The sequence below is a fragment of the Microbacterium sp. CH12i genome, assembly GCF_000685355.1.
Taxonomy (GTDB): domain Bacteria; phylum Actinomycetota; class Actinomycetes; order Actinomycetales; family Microbacteriaceae; genus Microbacterium.
This window is the reverse complement of sequence record NZ_JHET01000010.1, coordinates 112,440-127,023: the sequence shown is the minus strand read 5'-3', so window position 1 is coordinate 127,023 and position 14,584 is coordinate 112,440. Positions and strand designations below refer to the sequence as shown.

Below are 14,584 nucleotides of genomic sequence, written 5' to 3'. Positions count from 1 at the left end.
CGACAAAGGAATCGAGAAGCCCTGCGGGGCTCACGGAGGTTATTCCCTTGGCTGCTGCTCGCAACGCATCCACATCCACCACCAACAAGAACGGACGCGGATCATCGCGTCTTTCGTTCGCCAAGATCTCCGACACGCTTGAGGTTCCTGACCTTCTCGCGCTGCAGACGGAATCGTTCGACTGGCTCGTCGGGAATGAGACGTGGAAGACACGTCTCGCCGAGGGCAAGAAGGCCGGCCGCAAGGATCTCAATGAGTTCAGCGGTCTGGAGGAGATCTTCGAGGAGATCTCGCCGATCGAAGACCTCAGCGAGACGATGCAGCTGAGCTTCACGAACCCGTACCTTGAGCCGGAGAAGTACTCGATCGACGAGTGCAAGGAGCGCGGTAAGACGTACGCCGCCCCCCTCTACGTCGAGGCCGAGTTCATGAACCACCTCACCGGTGAGATCAAGACTCAGACCGTCTTCATGGGTGACTTCCCGCTGCAGACCGGTCGCGGAACGTTCATCATCAACGGCACCGAGCGTGTCGTTGTCTCCCAGCTCGTGCGCTCCCCGGGTGTCTACTTCGACAAGTCCCCGGACAAGCGTCCGACAAGGACATCGTCTCCGCTCGCGTGATCCCCAGCCGTGGTGCATGGCTCGAGTTCGAGATCGACAAGCGCGACCAGGTCGGTGTGCGCATCGACCGCAAGCGCAAGCAGTCCGTCACCGTGTTCCTTAAGGCGCTCGGCATGACCAGTGAGGAAATCCTCGTTGAGTTCGCCGGCTTCCCCTCCATCGAGGAGACCCTGGCGAAGGACACCATCCTCACCAAGGAAGATGCGCTTCGCGACATCTACCGCAAGCTGCGTCCGGGCGAGCAGGTTGCCGCTGAGGCTGCCCGCGCGCTGCTCGACAACTTCTACTTCAACTCGAAGCGCTACGACCTTGCGAAGGTTGGTCGCTACAAGATCAACCAGAAGCTCGGCCTGAACCAGCCGCTCGACTCTTCGGTGCTGACCGTCGAAGACATCGTCGCGACCATCAAGTACCTCGTGCGTCTGCACCGTGGCGATGAGACCTTCGATGGTCTGCGCAACGGCAAGAAGGCCGAGATCCGGATGTCGACCGATGACATCGACAACTTCGGCAACCGTCGTATCCGCGCCGTCGGCGAGCTCATCCAGAACCAGGTCCGCACGGGTCTGTCTCGTATGGAGCGCGTCGTTCGTGAGCGTATGACCACGCAGGACATTGAGGCGATCACGCCGCAGACCCTGATCAACGTGCGTCCTGTCGTCGCCGCGATCAAGGAGTTCTTCGGAACGTCGCAGCTGTCGCAGTTCATGGACCAGAACAACCCGCTCGCGGGTCTGACCCACAAGCGTCGCCTTTCGGCGCTGGGCCCTGGTGGTCTGTCCCGTGACCGCGCAGGTGTTGAGGTTCGTGACGTTCACCCGTCGCACTACGGCCGCATGTGCCCGATTGAGACCCCTGAAGGCCCGAACATTGGTCTGATCGGCTCGCTCGCAACATTCGCGCGCATCAACTCCTTCGGTTTCATCGAGACCCCGTACCGTCGCGTCGTCGAGGGCACCGTCACCGATGACATCGACTACCTGACCGCCTCCGAGGAGAGCGACTTCATCGTCGCTCAGGCCAACGCCCCCCTCAAAGCGAACGGTCGCTTCCGCGAAGACCGCGTTCTGGCTCGCCGCCCCGGTGGTGAGGTTGACCTCTTCGCACCGGAAGAGATCGGCTACATGGATGTCTCGCCGCGCCAGATGGTGTCGGTCGCGACTTCGCTTGTGCCGTTCCTCGAGCACGATGACGCGCAGCGCGCGCTCATGGGCGCCAACATGCAGCGTCAGGCTGTGCCGCTGCTTCGCAGCGACTCGCCTCTCGTCGGAACCGGTATGGAAGGCTACGCGGCTATTGACGCCGGCGACGTCATCTCCGCCGACAAGGCCGGTGTGGTCCTCGAGGTTTCTGCAGACCGCGTCGTCCTCCAGTTGGATGAGGGCGGCACGCAGGAGTTCTTCCTCCGCAAGTTCGACCGCTCCAACCAGGGCACCTCCTACAACCAGAAGGTCGTCGTCTCTGCAGGCGAGCGCGTCGAGGTCAACGAGGTTATCGCTGACGGTCCCGCCACCCAGAACGGTGAGCTGGCTCTTGGTAAGAACCTGCTCGTCGCGTTCATGACGTGGGAGGGCTACAACTTTGAGGATGCGATCATCCTCAGCCAGGACCTCGTGAAGGACGACACGCTCTCCTCGATTCACATCGAAGAGTACGAGGTCGACTCTCGCGACACGAAGCTCGGCAAGGAGGAGATCACCCGTGACCTCCCCAATGTCAGCCCTGAGTTGCTGAAGGACCTCGACGAGCGCGGTATCATCCGCATCGGCGCCGAGGTTCGCCCCGGCGACATCCTCGTCGGCAAGGTCACGCCGAAGGGCGAGACCGAGCTGTCTGCTGAAGAGCGACTGCTGCGCGCGATCTTCAACGAGAAGAGCCGCGAAGTCCGTGACACCTCACTGAAGGTTCCCCACGGCGAGCAGGGCACGATTATCGCTGTCAAGGAGTTCAACGCTGAAGATGGCGACGACGAGCTCGGCTCGGGCGTCAACCGCCGCGTTGTGGTCTACATCGCCCAGAAGCGCAAGATTACCGAGGGTGACAAGCTCGCCGGTCGTCACGGCAACAAGGGTGTCATCGCGAAGATCCTCCCGATCGAGGACATGCCGTTCCTTCCGGACGGCACCCCGGTCGACATCGTCCTGAACCCGCTCGGTATTCCTGGTCGAATGAACTTCGGTCAGGTGCTGGAGACCCACCTCGGGTGGATCGCCAAGCAGGGCTGGAAGGTCGAAGGAAACCCGGAGTGGGCAGCCACGTTGCCGAAGGATGCCTTTGAGGCAGCCCCGGGCACCAAGGTCGCGACCCCGGTGTTCGATGGTGCGGAAGAGCACGAGATCGCTGGTCTCCTCGACTCCACACTGCCGACGCGTGATGGTGACCGCCTGATCGACTCGACCGGTAAGACGATCCTGTTCGACGGCCGCTCCGGCGAGCCGTTCCCGGCACCGATCTCGGTGGGATACATGTACATCTTGAAGCTCCACCACCTGGTGGACGACAAGATCCACGCACGTTCCACTGGTCCGTACTCGATGATCACCCAGCAGCCGCTCGGTGGTAAGGCGCAGTTCGGCGGACAGCGCTTCGGTGAGATGGAAGTGTGGGCCCTCGAGGCCTACGGCGCCGCATACGCGCTCCAGGAACTCCTCACGATCAAGTCCGACGACATCCTCGGCCGCGTCAAGGTGTACGAGGCGATCGTCAAGGGCGAGAACATCCAGGAACCCGGCATCCCCGAGTCTTTCAAGGTGCTCATGAAGGAAATGCAGTCGCTCTGCCTGAACGTCGAGGTCCTCTCGGCCGACGGTACGACTGTCAACCTCCGCGACACCGACGACGAGGCATTCCGCGCAGCGGAGGAGCTCGGTATCAACATCTCCAGCCGATTCGAGTCTGCCTCGATCGACGAGATCTGATCCGGCCGACAACGAATTCTTATTGAGACACAGGAGAACTAGTGCTCGAGTCAAACACTTTTGATGAGCTTCGCATCGGCCTGGCCACCGCTGACGACATCCGCGGATGGTCTTACGGTGAGGTCAAGAAGCCGGAAACCATTAACTACCGCACGCTCAAGCCCGAGAAGGATGGCCTCTTCGGAGAGCAGATCTTCGGCCCCAGTCGTGACTGGGAATGTGCCTGCGGTAAGTACAAGCGAGTCCGCTTTAAGGGCATCGTGTGCGAGCGTTGCGGCGTGGAGGTCACCAAGAGCTCCGTCCGTCGTGAGCGCATGGGGCACATCGAGCTCGCTGCCCCCGTCACGCACATCTGGTACTTCAAGGGTGTGCCGTCGCGTCTGGGTTACCTGCTGGACATGGCGCCGAAGGACCTCGAAAAGGTCATCTACTTCGCTGCCTACATGGTCATTTCGGTCGATGAGGATGCTCGTCACCGCGACCTTGCCACGCAGGAGAACAACATCCGCCTCGAGCTGAAGACGCTGGGGGATCGCCGCGATGCGAAGATCGCCGAGCGCCTGTCGCGCCTCGAGGAAGAGCTCGCAGCCCTTGAGGCTGAGGGTGCCAAGGCGACGCCAAGAAGAAGGTGAAGGACGCTGCTGAGAAGGAGATGACCCTCACCCGCAAGGGCGCCGACGAGCAGATCGCCAAGCTCGAGCGCGTGTGGGAAGACTTCCGCACCCTCGAGGTCGGTGCGCTTCGCCCCGAGGATGACGTCTTCCACGAGCTGCAGGACCGCTTCGGTCAGTACTTCGAAGCCCACATGGGTGCCGAGTCGATCCAGCGTCGCCTCGCAGCGTTCGATCTGAAGGCCGAATCCGAGAACCTGCGCCTGCAGATCTCGGAGGGCAAGGGCCAGCGCAAGATCCGTGCGATCAAGCGTTTGAAGGTCGTCAACTCGTTCCTGGAGACCGGCATGAGCCCGGCCGCCATGGTTCTTGATGTCGTTCCGGTCATCCCGCCTGAGCTGCGCCCGATGGTGCAGCTTGACGGTGGCCGCTTCGCCACTTCTGACCTCAACGACCTCTACCGTCGTGTGATCAACCGCAACAACCGTCTTCGTCGTCTGATCGATCTCGGTGCCCCCGAGATCATCGTCAACAACGAAAAGCGGATGCTGCAGGAGGCCGTCGACGCACTGTTCGACAACGGTCGCCGTGGTCGTCCCGTCACCGGTACTGGTAACCGCGCTCTCAAGTCCCTCAGCGACATGCTGAAGGGTAAGCAGGGTCGTTTCCGCCAGAACCTGCTCGGCAAGCGCGTTGACTACTCTGGCCGTTCGGTCATCGTTGTCGGCCCGCAGCTGAAGCTGCACCAGTGTGGTCTGCCTAAGCAGATGGCTCTGGAGCTCTTCAAGCCGTTCGTGATCAAGCGCCTGATCGACCTCGGTCACTCGCAGAACATCAAGGCCGCCAAGCGTGCCGTCGAGCGCGCTCGTCCCGAGGTCTGGGACGTGCTCGAAGAGGTCATCCGCGAGCGTCCGGTGCTGCTTAACCGTGCACCTACGCTTCACCGTCTCGGCATCCAGGCGTTCGAGCCGCAGCTCATCGAGGGTAAGGCCATCCAGCTTCACCCGCTCGTGTGCGCCGCGTTCAACGCTGACTTCGACGGTGACCAGATGGCTGTGCACCTGCCGCTGTCCGTCGAGGCTCAGGCTGAGGCCCGCGTGCTGATGCTCGCATCGAACAACATCCTGAAGCCGTCTGACGGCCGTCCGGTCACCCTGCCTTCGCAGGACATGATCATCGGTCTTCACCACCTCACGGTGGTCAAGGGTGGCGCCAAGGGTGAGGGCCGTGCGTTCGGCTCTGTCTCGGAAGCGATTCTCGCCAAGGACGAGGGCACCCTCGACCTGCAGGCGAAGGTCCGCATCCGCATTCCGAATCTGACGTTCCTCGAGGGTGAAGCACCTGAGGGCTACGAGCGTCACCACCTGGTGGATGCCTCGCTGGGTCAGGCGATCTTCAACGACACGCTCCCGAAGGGCTACCCCTTCGTGCGTGAACCGGCCGACAAGGGCAAGCTGTCGCAGATCGTCAACAAGCTGGCTGAGGAATACCCCAAGGTCGAGACGGCCGCCACGCTGGACCGCATCAAGGATGCCGGTTTCTACTGGGCTACTCGCTCCGGTGTGACCGTCGCCCTGAGCGACATCCTCACTCCTCCGAATAAGAAGGAGATCGTCGCGCGCTACGAGAAGCTGGCCGCGAAGGTTCAGTCCCAGTACGAGAAGGGTCTCACCACCGATACTGAGCGTCGTCAGGAGCTCATCAAGATCTGGACTGAGGCTACGGACGAAGTTCAGGTCGCGATGCGCGAGAACTTCCCTGAGGACAACAACATCAACCGGATGGTGACCTCCGGTGCTCGTGGTAACTGGCTGCAGATCCGGAACATCGCCGGTATGCGTGGTCTGGTGAACAACCCGAAGGGTGAGATTATCCCTCGCCCGATCATCTCCTCGTACCGCGAGGGGCTGAGCGTTGCGGAGTACTTCATCGCGACGCACGGTACCCGTAAGGGTCTTGCTGACACCGCTCTGCGTACCGCTGACTCGGGTTACCTGACCCGTCGTCTGGTGGATGTTTCGCAGGACGTCATCATCCGCGAAGAGGACTGTGGCACATCGAAGGGCCTCGAGCTCCCGATTGCTATTGCGAACTCGCAGGGTGAACTGGTGCGCGACGCGAACGTCGAGAACTCGGTGTTCGCTCGCACGCTGTCCTCCGAGGTCGTCAACGAGAAGGGCGAAGTTCTCGCCACTGCCGGTGAAGACGTCGGTGACGTGCTCATCGACAAGCTCGTCGGACTCGGTGTTGAGAGCATCAAGGTCCGCTCCGTGCTCACGTGTGACTCGGCTGTTGGTGTGTGTGCACAGTGCTACGGCCGTTCACTCGCAACCGGTCAGCTCGTAGACATCGGTGAGGCCGTTGGCATCATCGCTGCACAGTCGATTGGTGAGCCCGGTACCCAGCTGACGATGCGTACGTTCCACACTGGTGGTTCGGCATCGGCGGATGACATCACCCAGGGCCTGCCCCGTGTGCAAGAGCTCTTCGAAGCTCGTACCCCTAAGGGTGCGTCGCCGATCGCTGAGGCCGATGGCCGCATCACGATCGACGAGAACGACAAGGGCAAGAAGGTTATCCTCACACCCGATAACGGTGACGAAGAAGTGATCTACCCGGTGCTTCGCCGTGCGACTCTCCTCGTTGAGGACGGGCAGCACGTCACGGTCGGTCAGCCGATCCTGGTGGGCACCTTGGACCCCAAGGAGGTCATGCGCGTCATGGGCGCCCGCGAGGTACAGCGTTACCTCGTCAACGGTGTTCAGGGCGTGTACCGCTCGCAGGGTGTGCCGATTCACGACAAGCACATCGAGGTCATCGTTCGCCAGATGCTCCGCAAGGTCACGGTCGTCGATCACGCCGACACGAACCTGCTGCCGGGCGAGATGCTCGATGCGCGACGTTACCGCGACATCAACCGCGAGACTGTGGCAGCGGGCAAGCGCCCGGCGTCTGGTCGTCCGGAACTGATGGGTATCACGAAGGCGTCGCTTGCGACCGAATCGTGGCTGTCGGCCGCCTCCTTCCAGGAGACGACCCGCGTGCTCACCGAGGCTGCGATGCAGGGCAAGCGCGACCCGCTGGTCGGTCTCAAGGAGAACGTCATCATCGGTAAGCTCATCCCCGCCGGAACCGGTCTTGCGAGGTACCGCAACGTCACGGTCGAAGCAACTGAAGAGGCCAAGAGCGAGCGCTACCCGAACCGGATCTTCGCGTCCGACGGTGCGTACGCTGAGGGCGACTTCGGCTACGTCGACTTCGACGCGTTCTCGACGGATGACGTCACGCCCGGTACTTATAACTGAGCGTTAGTCCACTGAAGAAGGCTCCAGGGTTCGCCCTGGGGCCTTCTTCGTGTCTGGGTGGGCGGGCGCTAGTCGAACATGTACGCAACGATGCTCGAGGTGTAGCCGCTCGGCGCGAGGTTCGAGTAGGTGGTGTCGATGAGCACTTCGTCGCGCCAGAACAGGGTGCGCCCGTCGGTGACTGGGTAGGTCGGATCCGGCCAGGTCTTCTCGCACCGGGTGCCACCGTCGGGCGTGAAACAGGTGAATCCCTCGTTGTTCGCGAGGCCGTTCAGCATGTCGAGTGCTGGCCCTCGCGACATGTACAAGATCTTGGTTGCCATCGCCGTCGTGTCCGTACGCGGATCGCGCCAGACACAGAGCAGAGACCCATCGGCCTGCACCCCGCTCGGTCCGACGCCCGGGTCGTGAGGGGCACGCCTTCCAACTGCGCGAGCACGTCCTCGGTGAAGAGCGCTCGGCAGTCGTCTGGGATTGCGATCGCCTCCGCTGATGGGGATGGACTTGGCGTAGGCGTTGCTGCGGGCGTGGGGCTTTCGGATGCCGCGGCCGACGCACTCGCGTCCGGCGAAGCCGCCCCCGTGCTCGCTGGCCCGGCACCCGCTCCGTCGCATCCTGCCAATACTCCGGTGAGGAGCAGCATCGCAGTGGTGACGGTGACGAGGCGTAAGACGTTCATGCCCACAACGTAGCGCGGTGCTGCCATCCCGCCTGGATCCCGGCCGATGGAAGGAGAAAGATGCATGGCTGCTTCGCGCGAGTGTGACATCTTTCTCCTTTCACTGGGTCTCCGCACGAAACAGAGAAGCGCGGGGCAGAAGCAGGCACCGGATGCGCGACAATGGCAGGATGCAGCAGAAAGCTCAGAGCGCCGTTGTGATCGGCGACGCCCTCATCGATGAGATCCATGACGCAGGTGGAGTGCGCGAATTGATCGGCGGTGCGGCGCTCAACGTTGCCGTCGGGCTTCGCCGACTCGGCGTGCCGACGACACTGATCGCCATGGTCGGCGACGATGAGGCCGGCGCGCACATCCGCGAGTATCTGAGTGACCACGATGTGCAGTTGGTCTCCAGCCCGGCGCCGCTCGGTTCTTCGCGTGCGGTGGTGCAGCGCGCCGCGAACGGCGAGCCGACCTACGTCTTCAATGAGGCGGCTCAGCGCCGTAGCATCCGATATGGCGATGAGGCGCGGCAGGTTCTGGCTGCAGCAGACCTCGCGGTGATCAGCTGCTTCCCGTTTGACGTCCCGGCCGAGGTGGATGCCGTCGCTACGGCGCTGGCCGGCGTACGGGTCGCGATCGATCCGAACCCGCGTGCGGGCATGCTGAGCGACCGCGCAGAGTTCGTGCGCGGTTTCGAGCGCGTCGCCGCGAACGCCGCGATCGTTAAGGTCGGCGCCGATGACGCAGCCCTGCTCTATGACGGAGATCTCGACGCGTTGCGGACGCGCCTGCGCACGCTTGGCGCCGAAGCGGTGCTGGCGACCGCGGGTGCTGACGGCGCCGTGCTCGAGACGGATGCTGGCACCTTCACTGCCCCGATCGCACACCTTCCCGGCCCGATCATCGACACGGTCGGTGCGGGGGATGCGACGCTGTCTGGTGTCGCAGAAGGACTTGTAGGCACCAGGCCAGACACCGCGGACGAGTGGCAACGGTTGCTCGATCGGGCGATGGATGTCGCCGCTGCGACCTGTCGCGCCGAGGGCGGGTTGCTGCGCACACCGGAGTCGATCGAGGACGGCGAACACGGGGTCCACGGCAGCTGAGCCGCCGATTTCTTGCACCCGCTTCTGACGGGTATGCTTGATTCTCGCGCCCCCGATTGGCTGTACAAGTTGGACGGGTGTGCACCTGGCAAGTTACCCAAGCGGCCAAAGGGATCTGACTGTAAATCAGACTGCATCGCATTCGGGGGTTCGAATCCCTCACTTGCCACCACACAAACCCCCTGTTATCAGGGGGTTTTTCTGGTCATGCGACCACTTGCTCTCGTCACGCCGCTCTTTCATAGACTGGGTGGATGCGAGCGCTCACCGAACCCGACGTCAGGGCGTCTTTCGTCAATTCCGACCCGGAGGAATTGCGGCTCATCGAGATGCCGCACGACTTCGTCCTCATTGACTGGGACTTCCACGACTTTCTTGCATGGCGCGATCCAGCATCCAGCAAGCGCGGCTGCGTCGTCGTCGAACTCGAGGGACGCCTCGTCGGCATCGTGCTGCGCTCGACCGACCCCGGTCGCAACCGTACCGGCATGTGCAATATCTGCCACACGATGCAGCCCGGCAACCAGATCGCACTGTTCTCTGCGAGGCGGGCAGGGGATGCTGGACGCCGAGGCGACAGCGTCGGAACATACATCTGCGCAGACCTCTCATGCCACGAGAATGTGCGGCTCGCGCATCCGCTCGCTCCGAATGAGGTCCGCGTCGCCGGCCAGGTCGACATACGACTCGACGGCACGAGGCGCCGTATGGAGGGTTTCGCCAACCGAGTTCTCGACGGGCTGAGCTGACGGTTACGCTGACCACGACTGTTCCATTTTGCGCTTCGAAGGAGATGCCATGAGCGACGCCATCCTGTTCTCTGTCGATGAAGGGATGGCGCGGCTGACGCTGAATCGTCCTGCTCGCCTCAACGCGTTCAACGCAGATCTCGCCGAGGCGTGGCGCGATGCGACGACCGAGGCGACGTCGCGCGATGACGTTCGTGCGATCCTGTTGGATGCGTCCGGCCCCGCATTCTGCGCCGGCGGCGACGTGCTCGATATGGCGACCACTATGGGCGAGGGGTCGCAGATCGCCGAGCTCGCCGGAGTCATCAACCTCGGCATCCGCGCTTTGACCGAATCTTCGATCCCCGTCGTCGCGGCAGCTCACGGCACGACCGCCGGCGGCGGGCTCGGCATCCTGCTCTGCTCGGACTATGCCGTCGTCGGTAGCCGCTCGAAGATCGGCAGCCTCTACGCGAACATCGGGCTCACTCCCGACCTGTCTGTTTCTGCGCAGCTCGCGCACGCCATCGGACAGCGCCGAGCTCTGCAGCTTGTGCTGCAGGATCGCCTGCTTTCCGCAGAAGAGGCACAGGAATGGGGTCTCGTAGCCGAGGTCGTGAGCGGTGAGGATGCCGCAGCCGAAGCCGACCGCGTACGCGAACGTGCCGAGGAGGTCGCGCGATTCTGGCTCGCCGGCGCTGCTGGTGCCTACGGGCAGGCGAAGCGCCTGGTGCGTTCGCGCCCCGAGCGCACGTTCGTCGATCAGCTCGGCGAGGAAGCGCGTTCTATCGGCGCGGCGTTCGACACTCCGGATGCCAAGGCGCGAGTGGCGGCGTTTGCCGCAGCATCCACGAAGAAGGCGCGCTGACGCAGCGCATCGAGTTCCGCACAATCGGCGGAGCGCCCGCATAAGCGCTCCTCTGCGTGGCAGGATGAGAGCTACGCAGGTCGACGAGGGGAACGCAATGTCAGAGGTCACCACTGAGCCCAAAGGGAAGGCCAACGCCTCCCTCTTGATCAGAGGGGCGATCTGGATCGCCATCGGTGCGCTGATCGCGGCCGCTCTCGTGTGCGTCATCTGGGTGCTGATCGGCGACCAGGACGGCATCATCGGCCGAGCGTTTCTGACGATCCTTCTTCTCGCGGGGTTCGCAGGCATTGCGATCCTCGAAGCGGGGCTCGCCACGAAGCGTCCGGACTGGCTCGCGCTCGCGAGCATGATCACCTGGATCGTCGCGCTCATCGTCGGTGCGATCCAGATCTGGCTGCCGTTCGAGCCAGGTGAGTTCGCTGGTGGTCTCGGACGGTTCTTCCAGCTGCTTCTCGTGATCGGCATCCTGCAGCTGGCGCTGCTGCACGTGCGACTGTTCACGTCGTCGGCTCGCCGCCATGTGACAACGTTCACCACCGTCATCTACTACGTCACGATCGCTATTCTCATCATCCTGGTCGCGATGCTGGTCTTCTTCCTCACGCTGCCTGACACGTTCGAGTACGGCGACGTCTACTGGCGCATCGTCGTGGCCTTGGCGATTCTTGCCGCCGTCGGCACCATGCTCATTCCGCTGCTGAATGCGCTTTTCGCGCCGAAGAAACCGGCTGCGCCGGCAGCTTCCGTTCAGTATGCCCAGCAGGGGTACACGCAGCAGGGGCAGGGATATGCGCAGCAGAATCAGGCGTACGCCGCTCCGGGATATTCCTCGCAGCCAGCCGTCGCTGCGCCGGTCGCTCAGCAGTGGCCGACCTACGCCGACGGCGTGACGCCGCTACCCATGCTGCAAGACGGGCAGCCGGACTGGAACGCCTACTACACCGGTTACCCGACGCAGCAGCAGGGCTACCAGCAGGCGCCAGCTCCGGCGCAGACCTTCCCCGTTGCGCAGGACTACGGGCAGGCGCCTCAGGCTCCTGATTACTCCCAGGCGCCTCAGGTGCCTGACTACTCGCAGGCGCCAGACGCACAGCCCGCGCCGCCAGCATCCACCGTGCCACCAGCATCAGCCATGCCACCCGTGCCGCCGATGCCGGACTACCCGCAGTCCACACCCACTCCGCTCGCGGCACCCGAGCAGACGGCGCCCACACCAGGTTCGGTCCCGCCTCCGCCGCCCGCCCCGCCGCGATGACATCCGAGATGACCGGTGGGAATGCCAACCTGAGGGACCCTCAGTCACTTCAAGAGCTCGCGGTCGACATTGCGCGTGAGGCTGGCGATCTTGCTCGTCGTCGACGCGCGGAGGGTGTGTCGCTGGCTGCGACGAAGTCGAGCGTTGCCGACATCGTCACCGAAGCTGACCGCGAGGTCGAAGAGCTCATCCGTGAGCGGCTGCGAGTCGAGTGCGCCGGCGACGGATTCCTCGGTGAGGAGTCTGAGCCGAGCGACGGCACCACCGGAGTGACCTGGGTCGTTGATCCGATCGACGGCACGGTCAATTACGCCTACGGGCTGCCGCTGTACAGCGTCAGTATCGCCGCGGTTGCGGGTAGTGCCGATCCTGAGAGTTGGCAGGCGCTCGCGGGGGTTGTCTATGCGCCCGTGCTCGGCGAACTGTTCTCTGCGGCACGCGGATCCGGAGCCTGGCTCGACGGCACCCGTCTTGCAGTGAATACCGAGACTCCGGCTGGTGCGTTGCTGTCGACCGGGTTCGGCTACGACCCTTCGACGCACGACGGTGACCTCGCGACGGTCCGACAGATCATGCCGCTCGCGCGTGACCTGCGCCGTATGGGGTCGGCCGCGATCGACCTGAGCTACGTCGCGGCCGGCCGTCTGGACGGCTACTTCGAGCGCGGGCTGAAGCCCTGGGACTTCGCGGCAGGGGCGCTTCTGGTCGAAGAGGCCGGGGGAGTGGTTACCCGGTCTGACACAGCATCCGCACGTCCGATGCTGGTCGCCGCCGGTAACCAAGTGCACGCCCGGTTGTCCGCGATTCTCGACAACGGAAAATAAGGATCCGCACATGGCATTCTCAGGCCGCTCACGATAGCGTTTATCTGTTCGTTACCTTCGCTCCCCGAACTTCGAAGGTGTAAGCCCTCACTTTTACGAATTCCCCCGAGAGAACGACTTTTGCCTTTCGATACCCCTATGGCTGAGCCCGCACGCACGCGGCGAGACAGCCGGCGACGGACCGTGATTTCTTCGACTCCCGCGGATATCGAAGTGACCTCTCCCGTAGAAGCGGCGACTTCTGCTGTTCTCCGCGTCGCTCTTGCTGATGCCGCGCTTCTGGGAGCTGCAGTGCAGCCGCTCTCGCGTCGCGCTGTTCGTGAGCGCGAACGTGCGGGAGCGGATGCTGCTGCTGACGTCGACGCGTTCATCGCAGCATCCCGTGCCTTCGGTACCATTGCCGCAGAGGTTCCCGTCGTCAAGGCGACCGAAGAAGAACTCCCGGTCGAGAACGCTCTCCCCACCGAGGCGACCACGGTCCACGTGGCGCCTCGCAAGCACAAGTCACGTCGTAAGTTCATCGCCTTCGGCGCGACGGTTGGTGTCATGGGTGCTGCGGGTCTGCTCGCCGTTTCGATGACTCTTCCTGCGGCGGCTGTCGCGGGTGTGAAGGGCGGTCAGGCGCAGTCGGTGACTTCGCTGGTCGCCGCAACCAAGGGCACGGCATCCGAGGGCGCTGGTGACGAGATCCAGGCATTTGTCGCGTCATCCGACGTGAAGAACGACGTGATGCAGCGTATCGACGCCTTCTCGACGATCTCGCTGGGGCAGCTGGCGGCAGAAGAGGGAATCAACTTCTCCGCGTCGCTGTACACGAATGACCCGAATGCGGCGATCCAGTGGCCGTTTGTGGTGGGTGTGGCGATGAGTTCCGGCTACGGCATGCGCGAGGGCGGCATGCACGAGGGCCTCGACCTTGTCCCGGGTGAGGGTGCTCCGATTCAGTCGATCGCCGACGGCACTGTGCGCATCGCGACCGAGTCCGGCGGAAACTACGGCGTGACCGTGTACGTCGACCACGTGATTGACGGAAAGGTCATCACCAGTCATTACTCGCACATGCAGTACGGCTCGCTCAAGGTCGTCGCAGGGCAAACCGTGAAGGTCGGAGATGTTGTCGGACTGGTCGGAAATACCGGTCGCTCGTACGGCGCACACCTGCACTTCGAACTCATTGTCAGCGGTGCGACGATCGACCCGCTTCCCTGGATGCAGGAGAACGCGGGACGGTACTCGTACTAGCGGCCTCAGTTTCATGGGAACGCCAAAGTGATGGTATTCTCGTGTGGTTGCCTTCACGGGTGACAGCGCCCCGATAGCTCAGTGGTAGAGCACTTCCATGGTAAGGAAGGGGTCGTCAGTTCAATCCTGACTCGGGCTCGCAGCATTCTTCTCACGCCGATGGATGCCTCGCGGCAGGGTAGCTCAGCTGGTCAGAGCGCACGACTCATAATCGTGAGGTCGCGGGTTCAAGCCCCGCTCCTGCTACAGATGAAAACCCCCGGATTTCCGGGGGTTTTTGCGTATCCGGAACCTTGGCTGGAACGGTGCTGGGGAGGACTGTGCCGGTTGAGATGTCGAGAACAGATCGCACTGGCCGTTCACCGAGCCGCCGAGGTACGTGTGTAGCACGGCGGGCAGTAGCCCTCGGAGCCTGGCAGTCTTCCGGACGGTAGACG

8 protein-coding genes, 3 tRNA genes and 2 pseudogenes are annotated in these 14,584 nt (G+C 63.2%); 12 read left to right on the top strand and 1 reads right to left on the bottom strand.

The features are described 5' to 3' along the window. Window positions 1–47: 47 nt before the first annotated feature. Window positions 48–3,541, top strand: a pseudogene (gene rpoB, locus DC31_RS12685) (DNA-directed RNA polymerase subunit beta). Window positions 3,542–3,582: 41 nt separating this feature from the next. Beyond that, window positions 3,583–7,457 (top strand): annotated as a pseudogene (gene rpoC, locus DC31_RS12680) (DNA-directed RNA polymerase subunit beta'). A 68-nt stretch (window positions 7,458–7,525) separates the two neighbouring features. Here rpoC and DC31_RS19640 read toward each other — a convergent pair. Continuing rightward, complete coding sequence (locus DC31_RS19640) at window positions 7,526–7,780, bottom strand: hypothetical protein (protein ID WP_235201499.1); 255 nt, start codon at window positions 7,778–7,780, stop codon at window positions 7,526–7,528. 123 nt (window positions 7,781–7,903) lie between these two features. On the opposite strand from DC31_RS19640, the gene DC31_RS19635 reads away from it, so the two are divergent. The 10 genes from DC31_RS19635 (at window position 7,904) to DC31_RS12630 (ending at window position 14,393) form a co-directional block, all read left to right on the top strand. After that, window positions 7,904–8,149, top strand: coding sequence for a hypothetical protein (locus tag DC31_RS19635; protein WP_235201498.1), 246 nt, complete (start codon window positions 7,904–7,906; stop codon window positions 8,147–8,149). Between the two features lie 157 nt (window positions 8,150–8,306). Continuing rightward, window positions 8,307–9,227: a carbohydrate kinase family protein gene (locus tag DC31_RS12670; RefSeq protein ID WP_036281177.1), complete on the top strand. Its 921-nt coding sequence runs from the start codon at window positions 8,307–8,309 to the stop codon at window positions 9,225–9,227. 87 nt (window positions 9,228–9,314) lie between these two features. Then, window positions 9,315–9,399, top strand: a tRNA-Tyr gene (locus DC31_RS12665). A gap of 82 nt (window positions 9,400–9,481) precedes the next feature. Then, window positions 9,482–9,976, top strand: a complete 495-nt coding sequence (locus DC31_RS12660; protein WP_036280669.1) for an FBP domain-containing protein — start codon at window positions 9,482–9,484, stop codon at window positions 9,974–9,976. A gap of 49 nt (window positions 9,977–10,025) precedes the next feature. Then, window positions 10,026–10,823, top strand: coding sequence for an enoyl-CoA hydratase/isomerase family protein (locus tag DC31_RS12655; RefSeq protein ID WP_036280667.1), 798 nt, complete (start codon window positions 10,026–10,028; stop codon window positions 10,821–10,823). Window positions 10,824–10,920: 97 nt separating this feature from the next. Then, window positions 10,921–12,081 carry a hypothetical protein gene (locus DC31_RS12650; protein ID WP_051606918.1) on the top strand — a complete coding sequence of 387 codons (1,161 nt, stop codon included), beginning with the start codon at window positions 10,921–10,923 and terminating at the stop codon, window positions 12,079–12,081. A gap of 8 nt (window positions 12,082–12,089) precedes the next feature. Then, window positions 12,090–12,905: an inositol monophosphatase family protein gene (locus DC31_RS12645; RefSeq protein ID WP_051606915.1), complete on the top strand. Its 816-nt coding sequence runs from the start codon at window positions 12,090–12,092 to the stop codon at window positions 12,903–12,905. Between the two features lie 213 nt (window positions 12,906–13,118). After that, the gene (locus DC31_RS12640) at window positions 13,119–14,147 is read left to right on the top strand and encodes a M23 family metallopeptidase (protein ID WP_235201497.1); all 1,029 of its coding nucleotides are present in this window, start codon (window positions 13,119–13,121) and stop codon (window positions 14,145–14,147) included. Window positions 14,148–14,213: 66 nt separating this feature from the next. Further along, window positions 14,214–14,286 (top strand) — tRNA-Thr (locus tag DC31_RS12635). A gap of 33 nt (window positions 14,287–14,319) precedes the next feature. Further along, window positions 14,320–14,393: transfer RNA gene (locus DC31_RS12630), tRNA-Met, on the top strand. The last annotated feature ends 191 nt before the right edge of the window (window positions 14,394–14,584 follow it).